15 protein-coding genes and 1 pseudogene are annotated in these 14,758 nt (G+C 57.8%); 8 read left to right on the top strand and 8 right to left on the bottom strand.

Annotated features, from left to right (window positions below):
- Positions 1–6 precede the first annotated feature (6 nt).
- On the top strand, positions 7–333 hold the full coding sequence (locus FGL94_RS14540) for a DUF7344 domain-containing protein (protein ID WP_144926784.1): 327 nt from the start codon (positions 7–9) through the stop codon (positions 331–333).
- Positions 334–581: 248 nt separating this feature from the next.
- Here FGL94_RS14540 and FGL94_RS14535 read toward each other — a convergent pair whose 3' ends face one another.
- The gene (locus tag FGL94_RS14535; protein ID WP_144926781.1) at positions 582–1,274 is read right to left on the bottom strand and encodes a GNAT family N-acetyltransferase; all 693 of its coding nucleotides are present in this window, start codon (positions 1,272–1,274) and stop codon (positions 582–584) included.
- Positions 1,275–1,848: 574 nt separating this feature from the next.
- Here FGL94_RS14535 and FGL94_RS14530 point away from each other — a divergent pair.
- From FGL94_RS14530 to FGL94_RS14515, 4 genes are all read left to right on the top strand, one after another.
- Positions 1,849–3,075 carry a Cdc6/Cdc18 family protein gene (locus FGL94_RS14530; RefSeq protein WP_144926778.1) on the top strand — a complete coding sequence of 409 codons (1,227 nt, stop codon included), beginning with the start codon at positions 1,849–1,851 and terminating at the stop codon, positions 3,073–3,075.
- A 567-nt stretch (positions 3,076–3,642) separates the two neighbouring features.
- Positions 3,643–4,083 (top strand): hypothetical protein, encoded by a 441-nt coding sequence (locus FGL94_RS14525; protein WP_144926775.1) that lies wholly within the window; start codon positions 3,643–3,645, stop codon positions 4,081–4,083.
- Positions 4,084–4,257: 174 nt separating this feature from the next.
- On the top strand, positions 4,258–4,455 hold the full coding sequence (locus FGL94_RS14520) for an HAD family hydrolase (RefSeq protein WP_144926772.1): 198 nt from the start codon (positions 4,258–4,260) through the stop codon (positions 4,453–4,455).
- The gene (locus tag FGL94_RS14515; RefSeq protein WP_144926769.1) at positions 4,445–4,729 is read left to right on the top strand and encodes a type II toxin-antitoxin system RelE family toxin; all 285 of its coding nucleotides are present in this window, start codon (positions 4,445–4,447) and stop codon (positions 4,727–4,729) included. The genes FGL94_RS14520 and FGL94_RS14515 overlap by 11 nt, the downstream gene beginning before the upstream one ends.
- A gap of 304 nt (positions 4,730–5,033) precedes the next feature.
- On the opposite strand, the gene FGL94_RS14510 is transcribed toward FGL94_RS14515, so the two are convergent.
- The gene (locus FGL94_RS14510; protein ID WP_144926766.1) at positions 5,034–5,693 is read right to left on the bottom strand and encodes a DUF998 domain-containing protein; all 660 of its coding nucleotides are present in this window, start codon (positions 5,691–5,693) and stop codon (positions 5,034–5,036) included.
- A gap of 270 nt (positions 5,694–5,963) precedes the next feature.
- Between FGL94_RS14510 and FGL94_RS14505 the strand changes: the two genes are divergently transcribed.
- A complete protein-coding gene (locus FGL94_RS14505; RefSeq protein ID WP_186313424.1) occupies positions 5,964–6,731 on the top strand; it encodes a creatininase family protein in 768 nt (255 codons plus the stop codon).
- Positions 6,732–6,781: 50 nt separating this feature from the next.
- Here the strand turns inward: FGL94_RS14505 and FGL94_RS14500 are convergent, their stop codons facing one another.
- Positions 6,782–7,600 carry a mycofactocin-coupled SDR family oxidoreductase gene (locus FGL94_RS14500; RefSeq protein ID WP_144926760.1) on the bottom strand — a complete coding sequence of 273 codons (819 nt, stop codon included), beginning with the start codon at positions 7,598–7,600 and terminating at the stop codon, positions 6,782–6,784.
- A 295-nt stretch (positions 7,601–7,895) separates the two neighbouring features.
- Between FGL94_RS14500 and FGL94_RS14495 the strand changes: the two genes are divergently transcribed.
- Both FGL94_RS14495 and FGL94_RS14490 read left to right on the top strand, forming a co-directional pair.
- A complete protein-coding gene (locus FGL94_RS14495) occupies positions 7,896–8,810 on the top strand; it encodes an alpha/beta hydrolase (protein WP_144926757.1) in 915 nt (304 codons plus the stop codon).
- A 105-nt stretch (positions 8,811–8,915) separates the two neighbouring features.
- Positions 8,916–9,081: pseudogene (locus FGL94_RS14490) on the top strand (IS630 family transposase); the annotation flags it as partial.
- 138 nt (positions 9,082–9,219) lie between these two features.
- Here the strand turns inward: FGL94_RS14490 and FGL94_RS14485 are convergent.
- The 5 genes from FGL94_RS14485 to FGL94_RS14465 are packed head-to-tail and all read right to left on the bottom strand — an operon-like array spanning position 9,220 to position 14,653.
- Positions 9,220–9,804, bottom strand: a complete 585-nt coding sequence (locus FGL94_RS14485) for a molecular chaperone TorD family protein (RefSeq protein WP_144926753.1) — start codon at positions 9,802–9,804, stop codon at positions 9,220–9,222.
- The gene (gene nrfD / locus FGL94_RS14480; protein WP_144926752.1) at positions 9,801–11,105 is read right to left on the bottom strand and encodes an NrfD/PsrC family molybdoenzyme membrane anchor subunit; all 1,305 of its coding nucleotides are present in this window, start codon (positions 11,103–11,105) and stop codon (positions 9,801–9,803) included. Before nrfD ends, FGL94_RS14485 begins: the two co-directional genes overlap by 4 nt.
- Complete coding sequence (gene dsrO, locus FGL94_RS14475; RefSeq protein ID WP_144926749.1) at positions 11,105–11,932, bottom strand: sulfate reduction electron transfer complex DsrMKJOP subunit DsrO; 828 nt, start codon at positions 11,930–11,932, stop codon at positions 11,105–11,107. Before dsrO ends, nrfD begins: the two co-directional genes overlap by 1 nt.
- A gap of 2 nt (positions 11,933–11,934) precedes the next feature.
- Positions 11,935–14,418 (bottom strand): molybdopterin-dependent oxidoreductase, encoded by a 2,484-nt coding sequence (locus tag FGL94_RS14470; protein ID WP_144926747.1) that lies wholly within the window; start codon positions 14,416–14,418, stop codon positions 11,935–11,937.
- The gene (locus FGL94_RS14465) at positions 14,411–14,653 is read right to left on the bottom strand and encodes a 4Fe-4S ferredoxin N-terminal domain-containing protein (RefSeq protein ID WP_144926744.1); all 243 of its coding nucleotides are present in this window, start codon (positions 14,651–14,653) and stop codon (positions 14,411–14,413) included. The genes FGL94_RS14470 and FGL94_RS14465 overlap by 8 nt, the downstream gene beginning before the upstream one ends.
- Positions 14,654–14,758: the final 105 nt, after the last annotated feature.

Raw genomic sequence — 14,758 nt, 5'->3', positions numbered from 1 at the left:
AAGACAATGCGAGAATATACTTCTGAAGAGATCGACCAACGATTCGCACTGTTAGACAAGTACGAGCGTCGGTGTATCATTCACTTCCTGCGAGAAGCTGAGACGGATCGCGTGTCGATTAGTGATGTGGTGAGTCATCTCCAGAAGCAGGACTCGATCGCAGACGAGTATGACAAACTTGCAGTAGCCCTCCACCACAACCACTTTCCCCAACTCGGCATGATTGGTGTGGTTGATTATGACCCCCGTTCAGAGACAGTCCGGTACGGCGATGATGACCTCGTCGAAGCACTCCTCGAATCAATTCCGGAAACGTACAATTCAAGCACCTGATGAAGACAACTCAAAGGCTTTGTTGAAATAATAATCAGCTGATACATTCTGCCGATTCCAGCATTACAGTGCAATTATCGCCTGTAAGAACCGGCTCCGAGGTCTTATCACATTCAACAACTGTGTGTTATTTAGGAGGATAGACGACTGTGCCTCTGACATCCTCCTGTCGATATATCCGCACTCTTCAGCGACCGGCTGTTTCAGACGGTAGTGTGTCTGAAGAATGGGTTTCAGCAGAGTCGTAGCTACAGGTCCGTCGCCCACACGACGCCGGCACACGTACACGTCCGGTCGTTCGAGGGCAGCGCCCCGCACTCCGGACACACGTTGCGATCGCCTTCGTACAGTCGCTCGAAGCGCTCCACGGGGATGAACCCGAAGGCCTCAAACAGCGGGCGACTCGTCCGGCCCTCGTGTTCCCAGCCGAACGCGAACGCCATGTCGGCGCCCTGATCGCGAGCCCACTGGAGCCGGCGCTCGAACAACCGGCGGCCGAGTCCGAGCCCGCGCCACGACTCGTCGACGACGCCGAACCAGAGCCACGCGTTGCGCTCGCCCGCGAGCGCGGCAGCGTCGAACCCGCCGTCGGGCGGCTCATCGACAGTGTGCTCGTGGCTCATGATCGACGCGAACCCGCCGCCGATCTGCACGGCGCCGTCGCGATCGGGCGGGTCGTGTCCGGCGACGACGCCGTGGACGGCGAGGTTCTCCATCTCGATGGTCTCAGTGCTCCACCCGGCGACTGGAAAGAGCGGGTATGGAAGCTTTCCCGATGCGTATCGGTGCCCGTGTTTGTACTCGGTGCCGAACCAGCGCGACCAGAGGTGCGCGAGGTAGAACGCGTCGCGCTCGCCGGCAGCCTCGCGAACGACGACGTGCCGGAGTGGGTCTTCGGCGGCGGTCGTCGTGGTCGCACTGGTCGGGTGGTCAACGCCCATCGGTCTCACCGCCCGCAACGTGAGACGTGATAGGGGGTTGTACTCGCATACGCGATCGTCGGCAGTCAGCGTCTAAAAAGGCGTATTGTGGCAACCAGCGCACCTCTCGTCAGTATCCAACAGACCCCCCATTTCCGCATAATCGAAGACACCACATTCCACGACGGCACACAACCGGAGACACACCCCTCGTTTCCGCATTATTCACCCGGTGATTTGGAGGGCCTCAATAGCGCCACTCCACGAGTAGCGTACTTAAACGGTGTTCACACGCCAGTATCGAATTGTCTAATAGTGCTGTTTGTTGGTGTCTCCAGCCTACAACACAACAACAACAACACATTAAACAAAAGATATATAACAACGCGACAAGAGCGAAGCGAGATTATCGGGGAGGGCGTGGTTCGGTGCCGAGACAGGCGCTCTGGTACCCCCACGCCTACTGACGGGAATTATGCGGAAACGGGGTGTGGGTGTGGTATATAAAACCCGGCTTATGAGGAAGTTCGGGAAAATGCGGAAGGTGGGGGTTTTATAAATGAATGTGTGTATGATACTCGCAAGGTAGAGCCCCATGTCGCTGTTTGAAACCGACACTAACGTCTTCGAGAACGAGCGCGCGTTGATGGAAGAGTGGGTTCCTGATCGTCTCCCGGAGCGCGAGCCCGAATTAGAAGAGATCGCGAAGAGTTTTCGGACGACGATCCGCTCCGGGATCGAGCCGAAGAACGTCCTCATCTCCGGGAAGACCGGGCAGGGAAAGACCGTCACTGCTCGTGTCGTGTTAGAGGAACTTCACAACTACTGCCAAGAGAAAGATATCGACCTTCGGACGTTCGAGGTGTCGTTGAAAGACGTGAACACTGCCTATCAGTCCGTCGGGAAGATCCTCACCGAGATCGAGCCCGAAACGACAGAGCGACCAAAGGGACTCTCGCTCACCGATCTCAATGAGCGAATGTTCCGACGGCTCGACGAAATTGGTGGGTACATCGTGTTCTTCCTCGACGAAATCGACAACCTCGGATCTGACGACGACCTGTTGTACCAGCTCCCACGGGCGCGATCGAACGGAAAAATCACGAACGCACACCTCTCGATCATCGGCATTTCGAACGACCTCCAGTTCAAACAGGATCTATCCGCAAAAACGAAGGACAGCCTCTATGAGAACGAGGTTCACTTCGATCCATACGACGCCGACGATCTGCGGTCTATTCTGTACGACCGTGTCGACACCGCGTTCAAACCCGATGCAGTCGATGACGGCGTGGTCGGGCTGGCGGCCGCGTGGACGGCAAAGGACACCGGCTCTGCGAGACAGGCGATTCGCCTCCTCCATGAAGCCGGAGATATCGCCTGCGTTGAGGGAAGCGATATCGTTACCGAGGCGCACCTCGACGATGCCCGAGACGAACTGGAAGAGGTAAACATCGTCAACAAGCTCAAGGATCTGACGATCAACGATCAGGCGCTCTTGATGGCGCTGGCGATACTCGAATCTCGCGGAGACACGCCCGCGCGGACGAAAGAGGTCTATTCGGAGTACAAACGCGTCGCTGACACGATTGGGACGAATCAACTCACATCGCGAAGTATTCGTGACAAGCTTACGAACCTCGACACATACAATCTGGCAATGACTCACAAGCGGAAAGGCGGCGTACAGGGTGGGGATTACTACCTCTCAGAACTACGCGTGAACCTCGATTCGCTACTGGAAGGGTTCGAGCACGTCGAGGACTTTGACGGGATCGTGCAAGACGTGGATACATTCAGTCGGCAGAGCACGCTGTCGTAGGACGCCGACATTTCTCGGAGACGCCGGTCTGTAACTACTGAGACAGCGATCTGGTTGGTGACTTACAGCGGCACCGCGGGGTATCCGGCGAACCGCGAGATCGTCGTCTGGTCCACTTCCACCACGGGTCAGGCTGGAGGTTAACTACCCGAGGGCAGTAGGAGAACACGCGGCCCACGGGTCGCTCGCGGCACAACCCCTCACGCTCCCACCCCCTCTGCACGTCGGCGGCGCTTTTCTCGTCGCTGACGTGTGGTCTCTCCTGATCGAGAAGGCGATCGAGACAGCACCGGCTCCACGTCGTCCGATCAGCTCGTCGACGACGCCATCGCTACAGAATGTTGGCAGTAAGGGGGTGTGCCGGCTAAGCGACAACCCTGCGTTGCCGCACACGCAGATTTTGTTCTAATGTGATAAGCGCTTTGGACATTCGTATCACATAATGAACTAATACGTAGAATCGTGCGAAAGTTGTCACTGCCCGAATTTACCGGTGTCGCCGTCGACGGAAAGATATCGATAGATAACTCGCGTGATACACTGTCTGACGTGCGATTCTCGGATATCGTGAGCGAGGGCTCAGACATACCGGGCGTCGCCGACCGGCTCAAGTCGATCGCCGCCGCCGAGCGCGAACAGGGCCGGGAGACGACCGTCGACGAGCTGCACGAGGGACTCGATCGGTACGACGACGAGATGGGCCCGCACGTCGATGGCGCGATCGACGGTCTCGAACAGCTCGCCGCGCAGGAGCAACGCGTTCGCGAGGAGTGTGAGATTCGCGAGCGTCGCGACCGCGTCGAGAGCGTGGTCGACCGCATCGATCACCGCGCCGTCGTTGCGGAGGTGGACGTACCCGTGCCTGAGCCCGAGACACCGGGGGTTGCTGACCCGATCCTCGACACGCGTCGGTCCTTTCTGGAACAGTTGCAGGCGTATAAGCGACACAACATGCGCTCCGGGCGTGACGGCGATCACGCCGGCGCCGGCGACGACAGCGGGGATTAAGCTTAAGTTGTAATGGTTGTAAGGATTGCACACGTAGCTGAAAAGGATCGTCAAGTGGCACGGGCGATCTGAATCAAGGCGCGTCACTCCCCCTGGATAAACGAGGAGACCAAATAATGGGATGAATCTCGGGGAAGCCGGGGGTGATTCTACGTGAAAAAAAAAACACCCGCCATGTCGAACGCAAACAAACGAATTCCCGTTACAGAGGAACGATGGAAAGAACTGAACGAACTAAAGAGCGCAGGAAAGACGTACGACGATCTGCTCGAAGAGCTGATCCAAGAACACCACCGGCGCCAGCTCGCCGACAAAGTCCGCGAAGTCCGCGAGGCGGACACGGAGGAGCTGACGCCGCTTGATGAGCTATAACGTTCTGCTCGCTGCCGACGCGCGCGAGTACGTCTCGCTGCTCGACGAGAAGAGTACGCGAATCGTCAAGGACAATCTCCGAAAGTTGGCTGAGGACCCGTACCCTCGACCGGGCGCAGGCTCCGGTGACCGGGAGAAGCTCACAGTTGACGGCGAGGAGATCTATCGGCTACACATTGGCCGGACCCACACGGCGTTCATCGTTGAGGACGACAGTGAAGTCCGTGTGATCGATATCATGGATATCGACGACGCGCACAAACGGTACGGTTGACCGCTGCTTGACGTGGGCGACCCCCGGTACAGACATGATGTTGGAGAACGGCGCCGGCGAGGAGTAGGGCGGGGTCGACGACCGAGAGTACGGTTCGTTACTATACGATAGGGCTCTGTTGAATCCTCTTCTTCGGACATATTATTGTATGAAACAGCTGGTTGCTGAAGAGTGCGTATTGAACACCAACGGTTCTGCCATTTCAGAGAAACGTCCCGCCAGCCGTGCGAGATACAACGCGCGTATCGGTCACCACTGGTTGTGAACTCCTCGCTCGAACCCCGTGGGTATCGTTACCTGTTACCTATTTCGTAAGGCTCCTCGTCGCATCCGATTCCGCCAATAGATAGCCACCGAAAGCGAGCAGCCAGAGGATGAGTGGATAGACGACCCAGCGCTCGATTCCGCCGGCCCCGAGGAATTCGAGCGGATGCGGACCACCGACGACCAGTCCGAAGAAAAACACACTGATGAGAATAAGGAGCGAGACTCCACCAAAGACCCCACAGAGGAACGAGAACGGTCGGGAAACGACCCGTGCGGAGAGGAGGACCGTGATACCGCCCATAAAGAACGTAAGGAGGGCGAATAGTCCATGCCACGGAGCCATGTTTCCCGGAAAGACCCCGACACCGAAGGCTCCCAATCCGAAGATGGCCAATGTAATCGGAAACCCGCGACGATTCATCGCGCGGTAGAGCAGATATGCCGAGAGGATTACAATCAGTCCTGTCAGAAGCATTGTGGAATTGAAGATCGTCGCCGAGGGTTCGTGTATCACTGGGTTAGGTGGGCGTGTCGAGCCCAAGTCGCTGATATCCTGTCGGGTCGTGTAGTTCGGATAGAGGACTTCTGCCGTGATGATCCCCATAAAACCAATAAAGCCCGATGCGGCGAGACCGAGACCCGCCAATGACCGATTGGAGAGTCCGAGTCGAGACTGGAGAGAGGTGGTTTGATTCATCACCTGCAAGTTCGTCTGATGAGGAGAAATAGTTAATCGTTTGATGGATCTGACTACTGAATAGATGCTCTGTATCTTGCACGCGGTTTTTGATACGATGTAAATAGGTCACCGTTCTACGTCGTTACGTGAGTCTCCTGTATTGACCACACCCGGGGTAGAATGTGTCACTTGTTGAGGATTTCAACAGAGCCGGGCCATTGGATATGAGGATAGCAGCGTAACTCATTGAGGAGAACAATCTTGTATCATCGGGTGAACGATACAGCTGTGAGTGACCCTGACCACGTGACATTGGCTGATCTGACGTGGCAAGAGATCGAATCTGCGGTTCAAGGAGGTGTAGATACCATCATTGTTCCGCTCGGCGCAACCGAACAACATGGGCCGCATCTCCCGGTCGGGACAGACACCCGAATCGCGACGGCACTTGCGGAACGTGTCGCTCGGAACCTCGATGATGCTTTTGTTGCCCCTCCTGTGCCAGTCGGGCCTTCTGACGAACACTCCGCATTCCCTGGCACTCTCTCTATATCTCCGGATACACTCACGGCAGTGCTCCGTGATTACGTGTCATCCTTCGAGACTCAGGGATTTACCCGGGTTGTGATACTCCCTGGACACGGAGGTTCGTTTTCCATAGTTGACGCCGCATACGCGGAACTCGCACGGATGGAAGGCGTGGATCTCGTCGCCATTACCAGACTCCAACGATACATGGAACTGCTTGAAGAAGGGTTAGCGGCCGCAGGAATCGATGTCGACGAACCCGTCGTTCACGCAGGTGCCAGCGAGACTGCGATGCTTCTCGCTATTGAACCATCTCTTGTGGAAGGCGAACTCCCCGAAGGACACACCGGAGCGGTATCTGCGGCGGCGTTATTTGCTGACGGCGTAGAAACATATGATGAAAGCGGTGTTCTCGGTGATGCGAGGCCAGCGACCGCTGCTGCCGGGGAAGTGCTCCTTGAACATATCGCAGACGCGTATACGGCGTATATCCGAGACGAGTTCCACGAACTCAATGCGCGCCGTTAGGATAGTGTTCGAATAAACAGGGCCCAAAAATAGTAGAAACGGGTCGCACTTTATTTCGCGCTGAGACCCGCGTCGACTGGAAGAGTTATACCCGTAACATAACGTGACGCGTCACTAGAGAGCCACATATACGCTTCGCTGATATATTTGGATTCGATCATTCCCCCTCCGAAGATATTCCAAGGGCCCGTGAGTTCTACGACGTCATCGAGAACCTCATCGCCATACACTTCGACGAACTCCTCCATCATTGGTGTATCGACGCCAGTTGGTGCAATGGCATTGACGTTAATATCGTACTCGGCAAGTTCCAGTGCCAACGTCTTTGTTAATCCATTTACGCCGTGTTTGGATGCCGTGTAGTGACCTTCCAAAAGACCACCAACGAGCCCGTACCCGGAGGAGGTAGTGATTATTTTACCACCCTCTCCTCGCTCAATCATGTGGTTACCGACGTGTTTCGCGCACAACCAAGCGCCTTTCAAGTTCGTTCCGAGTACCTGGTCCCACTCCTCTTCGGACATTTCGACCGCCTCGGCTAGGGTGAAGATGCCGGCGTTATTCGCGAGGAAATCGATTTGTCCGAACTCATCAAGCGCTTGGTCGACCGCCCGTTCCACATGGTCCTCGTTCGAGACATCACATTCGACCACAAGAGCATCTTGTCCTTCGTCCCTGACCGTCTCCGCTGTCGCATCGAGCTCGTCCCGTGTGCCGAGGTTGTACGGGATCGACTCCATGCTGTTACAGACATCAACGATGACAACATCAGCACCGTGTTCGGCGTACATTTTTGCGTGTGAACGACCCTGTCCTCGTGCGGCACCGGTTACAAACGCAACCTTGCCGCTGAAATCGTACTCTGGCATATGTGGTGGTTGGGACGCTACGACGGAAAGATCAAGCCGCCGTAAGTATCGGCTCGACACCCGACATCTCTCACCTCTTGCCAAGCGGATTGCCGGCTTGGCCGCCTTCCCGTGTTATCTAGTCCCAAGACCCAATATGAGTCCTACATATTAAATGGTGGGTTGATTTCATCATTTAGAAATAAAATAAACATAGTATTACTTTTGGTTATCTCTGAGGTGAGAACTTCCATGTAAAGGGCGAATTGCTATTCTAGGTAGGTTTAAGTTATATGCTATTACATAACAATGTACAATGCACGAGGATATCGAGTTTGAAGCGGAAGGTGACACGCTACGCGGATGGTTGTACACTCCTGACGACGCGGACGGTCCCGTACCGACCATCATAATGGCCCACGGCTTCTCGGCGGTAAAAGAGATGTACCTCGACAAATTCGCCGAAGCGTTCGCTGAGGCCGGATTCGGGTCAGTCGTATTCGATAACCGGAACTTCGGTGATAGTGAGGGAGAGCCCCGCTATGAGATTGACCCGTATCAGCAGGTTCGGGACTACCGGCACGCCATCACGTATGCTGAAACACGGGAGGAAGTCGACAACGATGCAATCGGCGTTTGGGGTACGAGTTACAGTGGCGGTCACGCGTTGACTGTCGGTGCCTGGGACAGCCGGGTTGACTGTGTCGTTTCCCAAGTACCACTAACAAACGGATTATACAATCTCAGACGACTTGTTCGAGCCGACATCATCGGCGACCTTCGCGAACAAATGAACGCAGACAGAAGAGCACGATTCCAGGGCGAAGACCCGGCGTATCTTCCGGTGGTTTCCGAAGATCTGCTCGGCGACGCCGCACTGCCGACACAGGACTCTTACGAGTGGTTTACTGAAACGAAGGAGAAGCGAGCACCAAATTGGGAAAACGAAGTCACGCTCAAGACGGTCGAGTTGATGAGTGAATATAGACCGATGGCCCACGCCAAGGATATCAGTCCTGTTCCACTCCGCATGCTTGTAGCCAATGGAGACCACCTTGCAGTAAAAGATGCAGCGTTCGAAACGTATGAGAAAGCTCGCGAACCGAAAAGTATCGTCACTCTCGATGGCGGACACTTCGATGCGTATGTCGACGCGTTTGATGAGGCGAGTACGGCCGCTATCGAGTGGTTCGAGGAACACCTCGAGCCGTCGGGAACATCACCGACATAGCCAACGAGTCTGACCACATCTCCGTATCGTCGATGTAAGTTTCCTATAGTAGTCGATAGACCTTTCGGCTCGGAGAGTGGTACAGTTCCGAATGGGCCGTCTCGAATCTCCGTCGAAGAGCCCCAAGACGCGCTTGACAACGTCGACGGAAAACACGCCGACGCAACGGTTGGTAGCTGCGATCGCGTACAAAAACGACATCATGCGGACTGAACTTGCCGGATGGCACGACACCGGCCGACGAACGATCCACAGCCGGCTCGACCGACTCGTCGAAACGGCCTGACTACCTCACGTCTGCGGCTCTCTCAAGAGGGGAACAGCTCACTGACAGGCGGCGAGCGCGAGTTTCGACTCGATCGAGTTCAACCGCTGAGACACCATCAACTTCGTAAGCCGAGTGATTCTGTTATCCTAACACCTCTCGGGTTGTCGCTGCCAGCGATTCATAGAACTGTTCACACGTCTCGTCCTCAACAAGTCCCAAGAATTCTCCAGTCCAAGCGTTGAGGTGTTCGTCACAGAACTGGTCGAGCCGCTCATCGAGCCCTTCTTCTGACAGGTACGCGGCAAACTCTAATTCCGTCGCGATATGGTCCGGAAGGTCCGGATGGTCCTGAGCAGGCTGGACGCCGAACTCTCGATACCAGCGCGTGACCGCCATTGTGGCCGGTCCCTTGACTGGCCCCAGTTCGTCAGGATCGTTGCGATCGCGGTAGACACTCTCGTATGGCGGACATGGTGGTCCTGCCGGGCCGATGAACAGTCGTGTGTGTTCGGTTCGAAGGCTCTTGAGGTCTACCGAGTCGAGGTCACCGAACACCGGTTCTAACTCACCGGCTTCGACGGCCTTGACGAGCCGGTGGCTGGGCTCCCGCCAACACTCGGCGAGGACTGCGTACATCGCCGCTGCGTCCGACTGGAGCGTATCGCTTTCGGCGGTTCGTTCGGCTGATCGCTCACGCTCGGTCGGTGCGTCAGTTTGTTCGGTCATTGGTCTTGTTTGCCGCCGTCGGCTGCGTAGGATGGCTCTGCGTCGACTCGCTGGATCGGCACGTACTTCAGACCGAGCGTGACGATGAGTGCCCCGAAGGCGATGATACCGAGGGTGACAGCAATCTCAACGACTGTCGGGGTGTATGCCCCTGCAGTCGCCCAGATATTGGTCGTAATGCCCGTGTACTCGCCGCCGAGCGAGATACCGGGCGCGGAGTCGATGTTGGCGACCTCGTACCCCGTGAATACGAGGCGGATCCCTTCGAACATCGTACCGACGACTGCGAGCACGCTCGCCGTGAAGATGACTGACACGCGCTTTCGGAGGGACGGGAGTGCCAGCATAGCGAGTGGGACCGCACCACCGACGACCGTCCACAGCCAGAAGTACACCGAGTCCCCGATGAGGAAGTTACTCATAATGGCCCAGAACTCGAAGTGATCCGCCCAAGCGTGTGGTAGTCGCTCGGCCGCTAAGAGGTACACCACGTGGAACGCGAGGAAGATTCCGAGGATCTTGCCGAGACTCGTGAGTTCCTCTCGGTCGACCTCGAAGTTCGTGTACCTGTCCGCGAGAACCGACACGATCAGCAGCAGGCCGAGCCCGGAGACGAGTGCTTTCGCGATGAACACCGGAGCGACGAGCGGGCTGAACCAGTCACCACGGCCGATCTGCGTCGCGAATATCCATCCTGTCACCGAGTGGAGTGCGACCGCAGTTGGAAGCGCGACTGCCGCCGTCCAGAACATAAGCGTTCGATCACGCTCGCGACCCGCTTCGGTGTCTTTGACGCCGAGCGCCAGGGACGACCCGCGTGCAGCCAGGTCACGGCGGGTCAAGAGCCACAGGTACCAGAGGTTGAGGAGTCCGTACAGTAGGACGACACCGAAGTCCCACACCATCGGTGACCGCAAGTCTGGGGAGGTGAAAAACTGGTAAATCCGCCCCGGACGGCCGATGTCCGGCAAGATGAGCAGTCCCGCGACGATGATACACGCGAGACTGACCAGCACACCGAGCCGGGCGAATCCCTCGTAGCGGTGCGAATGGAAGAACTTCGGCGCACTACTGATGATGAGTCCGCCTGCCGACAGCCCCACGAACAGGACGAACATCATAATGTACAGTCCCCACGAGAAGACGTTGCGCATTCCCGTGGCAATTAGTCCCATCGTGAGCTGATACCCCCACGCAGCGAGCCCAGCGGCCATGAGCACGACGAGCAGGCCGATCCAAAGCTTGCCCTTTCCGCTGAAGGACGGGATCGCAACTCGCGACGACTCGGTCTTCTCAGCCATCAGTCGTCACCTCCTGATTTCACGGACGGGACGCGTGGAACTTCGTCGCCGCTGACCGAATGGTGGCCACCACTCGACTCACCACCGGCACTGTCGTCTCCGTCAGACGGCACGTCGTCGCCGTCAGACCACGGCGAGACATCGTCGAGTTCGCTCTCCATCTTGTCCGACGTCTGTGGGCGTCCGGGACTCATCTCACCGCTGATGTAGTGCGTCTTCGGGTCCGTCCCGCGATCTTCGAGCAGCTGGTCCGTCTCGTACTTGTCGATGTACTTTGAGACGGTGCTGCTCTCGTCGTCGAGGTCACCGAAGATACGGGCGTCGGCCGGACAGTTGACGACACAGGCCGGATCGAGGCCCTCGTCGACGCGGTGGCTACAGAACGTACACTTCTCGACGACGCCCTGTGGCCGCTCCTCTACGTCGCCCGTCCCCCCCTCTGGCATGTGTTCCGGTTCGTCCCAGTTGAATACTCGAGCGTTGTACGGACACGCCGCCATGCAGTAGCGACAGCCGATACACTTGTCGTAGTCGATCTCGACGATGCCGTCGTCGCGGGTGTACGTCGCGTTGACCGGACAGACCTTCACACACGGCGCGTTCTCGCAGTGTTGACACGCCGTCGGCTGGTACTGCATGTCCAGTGACCCGCTCCCGCCGTCTTCGGGGTAGCCGCCCGACGGGGTGTCCATCTTCTCGCCGCCCTCGGTGAGCACGCGGTTCCAGAACTGCCCCATCGGAACGTTGTTCTCCTGTTTACACGACACTGCGCACGCTTGACATCCGATACACCGCTCCTGGTCGATTACGAGCCCGTAGTTTGTCATCGTCAGTCACCTCCCGCAGGCGGTGCTTCGGCACCAGCGCCGCGCGGATCGTTTGCCTCGTACTTGTCCGTCTCGACGTCGTCGGGGGCTGGCTCGACTTCGACGCGCACGTCATAGAACGCCATCGTCTGTCCGACTTCGCTCACCTCGTTGTGCGTGAGGTCGTTGTGGTGGCCCTGGACGTAATCACGGGACCACCAGCCCTGGTCGGTGTTGACTAGCCCCGGCTGGAACCCCTCGTTGTACTTCGCCTTCAGGACCATTTCGCCGCGGTCGTTGTGTACCCTGACGTAATCGCCGTCCTCGATACCCCGTGCCTTGGCGTCCTGCGGATGGATGTCCAACTGCGGCTCGGGGTTGATTTCGCGCACCCAGTTCAGCATCTCGTACTGCGAGTGGATGCGGAACCGGCTGTGCTTTTGCATAAACATCAGCGGGTAGTCGTCGGCCTTCTCGTGGTCATCGGCCGTCCGATCTTCGAGCGGACGCGGGACGTCGAACGTGACGCCCTCTTCGCTCGGGGCGTCGTCGTCGTACATCTTGATGCGTCCCGTTTCCGTGGGGAACTCGTCGGTGTACTTGACGATCGGGACGCTCTCTTTCTTCTGGGTCCCCTGCTCGAACAGCGTGTCGAAGTCGATGGCGTCGTCCCGGCTGGCGAGTTCCCGGAGCAGGTCGCGTTTCGATTCGGGGAATCGGTCACCGAATCCGAGACGCTCTGCGAGCCCGCGGATCGCGTAGTAGTCGTCTTTCGTCTCCCACAGTGGTTCCTGTACCTTGCGTCGGTACCCGAGGTGTGGATGAGACCCCCAGCCAGAGACGATGTCTTCCTGCTCGAACCAGTGGGGAACCGGGAAGATGATGTCGGCGTTCTGGACCGTGTCCGTGTGGTGCATGTCTGCGACCACGAACAGTTCGAGGCTACTGATGGCCTCTCTGAACCGCTGTCGGTCGGGGAACTGGTTACCCATCATATTCGACTCGATGGAGTAGACGGCTCTGATCTCGTGTGGGTCGCCGTCGATCATCGCGTCGGGGTAATCGGGGAAGTACAACGACGGTCCGGGGTCGGCGTCGTCCGGAGCGGCCCAGTCACCGGCAGCGAGCGTTGCGCCACCGGAGTGTTCCGCGTGGATGTTCCCGTGCCGACCGTAGTCGCCGGTCAGCCCCATCAGCATCGCGTACGCCTGCCCGAAGATGTGGCCGTGTTTGTACCGCCCGATCGCGTAACTCGGGGCGATGCCACCGGGGCCGCGGGTCGCAAGCCACCTGATCGCGGTGCGGATGTTCTCGGCATCGACACCCACCTTCTCGGCGACCTTCTCGGGTGCGTAGTCCGCTACGTGGTCTCGAAGTCTCGTCAGTGCCGTCTCACACTGGATGCCGTCGACGGTGAACTCTCCGAAGAGCGCGTACGCGCCGCCGGTTTCGGGTTCGAGGGCAACCGGGCTGTTGCTGCCCTGCTCGACGGCGACGACCTGTTGTTCGCCGCCGTCTCCGAAGACGTCGCTCGCCTTGAGCAACTCTCCCGTGTCCTTACGGATCAGCGCAGGGGCGGTCGTCCGTGTCCGGAGGAAGTCCTCGTCGTACGTCTCGTCCTCGAAGACGGTGTGCATCATCGCGAGTGCGAGATGCACGTCTTTGCCGGGCTCGACGGGGAGCCACAGGTCCGCTTTCGACGCCGTCGTCGTGTACACTGGGTCGACGACGACGAGCTTCGCCCCGTTCTCGACCGCGTCGAGGACCTTCGAGGCGTCCATCTGGAACTGACTGGCGAACGTGTCCGCCCCCCAGATGATGATGGTGTTGGCGTTCTCCCAGTCTTCGGCTTCGTTCGTCGGTGGGAGGAAAAAGCCGGTGCCGGTGACGCGGTTGAACCCGCGGCCGACGTTGCTGTCGATGCCCCATGCAGACTGGGTCGCGCCGAAGAGCGAGGCGAGGCGCTTGAACGATTTCCCCGTCTGGCCGTAGTTCCCCGATCCCTCGTGGAAGAGGACGCTCTCTGCGCCGTACTCGGTTTTCAACGACTGCATTTTTTCGCCGACGAGGTCGAGTGCCTCGTCCCACGAGACGCGCTCGAACTCGGCGTCCGGACCGCGTCCCTGGGGATTGGGGTCGTCGGGCGACCAGCCTGCCCGCTTCATCGGATACTTCAGTCGCGTCGGATCGTACACGCGTTGCGTGTGCGACAGTCCGAGCACGCAGGCTCGCTTGTACTGTTCGTCTTCGGGTGGATGTGGTTCGATCTTCTTCACCTGACCGTCACGGACGTGAACGTCGATCGGACACTTCCCTCTGCAGTTGGGTGAACAGACGGTCTGGACAACGTCGTTTTGACCGACAAAGTTCTCGATCCCGGAATTCGACAGCTTATCGTCTTCACTCTCGACCAGCGTCTTGAGAAACCCGCTACCCCCAACTCCGAGGGCGGCAGCGGCTCCACCGGCCTTCAGTACGTCCCGTCTGTAGGCTTCTCCGTCAGTCATCCTCGAACCCCTCCGGCTTCGTCGGGCGTTCGTCCTCGCCGAACTCTTCCAGCACCGCTTCGTGGTATCTTTCGTGGAACTCGGCGTCAGTCAGCTCTCCATTTGAGACCCGAATCGCGTCGCGAGCCATCTGTACTCCGAGATCGGTGTCATACTCGACGTCGTCTAGCATCGCTTCAGCTTCATCTTCCCACTCATCGATCGGGGTCAGTCTCGGTTGCTGTGGGTCACTCATGGCTCTATTTGTATTATGTAATTAGTCCCCGATGCAACTCGCGCTTTATATTACAGTATCTTATATACTCCAAGGATTATTATCGAACAATTGTTATACATTGGC

It is taken from the genome of Halorubrum salsamenti (genome assembly GCF_007671685.1).
Lineage (GTDB): Archaea > Halobacteriota > Halobacteria > Halobacteriales > Haloferacaceae > Halorubrum > Halorubrum salsamenti.
Note: the sequence above shows the minus strand (reverse complement) of the source record. Positions and strands in the feature narration are given on the sequence as shown.